This window comes from Blastococcus sp. SYSU DS0510 (assembly GCF_054050835.1).
The window spans coordinates 1-753 of sequence record NZ_JBJHAC010000058.1 but is presented as its reverse complement, the minus strand read 5'-3'; the positions used below and the strand labels follow the sequence as shown (position 1 = coordinate 753).

1 protein-coding gene is annotated in these 753 nt (G+C 69.9%); it reads right to left on the bottom strand.

Annotated features, from left to right (window positions below; genetic code table 11):
- Positions 1 to 39: 39 nt before the first annotated feature.
- Positions 40 to 753 (bottom strand): transposase (locus ACI79P_RS21680; RefSeq protein ID WP_456583128.1); only part of this gene is annotated, 714 nt, incomplete at its 5' end.

Below are 753 nucleotides of genomic sequence, written 5' to 3'. Positions count from 1 at the left end.
GCTGCTGTGAAGTAAATCGACCGCAGCTGGCCTACGGATCTATGCCACGGGGTCGAGGGTGACGCGGTAGCCGAGGGCGCGGAGCTGGGTGATCAGGCGGTCGCGTTGACGGTCGGGGTTGGCTCGGCGGGTGAAGTAGTCGCCGCCGAGGTCGTCGTAGTCGCAGTCGTTGGTGAGCAGGTGCCAGCAGATGACCAGGATGGAGTGGCCGACGGCGACGGCGGCCTTTTTTCTGCCGATCCGGCGGGCCAGCCGCCAGAACTGGGCGGCCAGGTAGGTGTCGCGGGTGCGGGCGGCGGCCCAGGCGCACTGGGTGAGGATGTCGGTAAGCCACTTGTCGCCGTCGGTGGTCTTGCCCGAGCCGGGTTTGCCGCCGGTCTTGTTGATCCCGGGTGCCATGCCGGCCCAGGAGGCCAGGTGTCCGGCGCTGGGGAAGCGGCTCATGTCGGCGCCGATCTCGGCGAGGATGCATTCGGCGGCGCGTTTGCCGACCCCGGTGATGGTGGTGAGCCGGTCACGGGCTCGGGCGAAAGGGATGCCGGCCTCGCTGGTGTGTGCGGCGATCAGGGCATCGATGTGCTCGTCGAGGCGGGCGATGGCCGCCTCGAGGTGGTCGGTGTGCTCCAGGCAGAGCCCGATCAGCAGAGCGTGGTGGTCGCGGAAGCGACCGCGCAGCGCCTGCCGCAGCGCCGGGATCTTCCTGCGCAGCGTCCCGCGGGCCAGTTCGGCCAGCACGACCGGATCGCGTTCTCC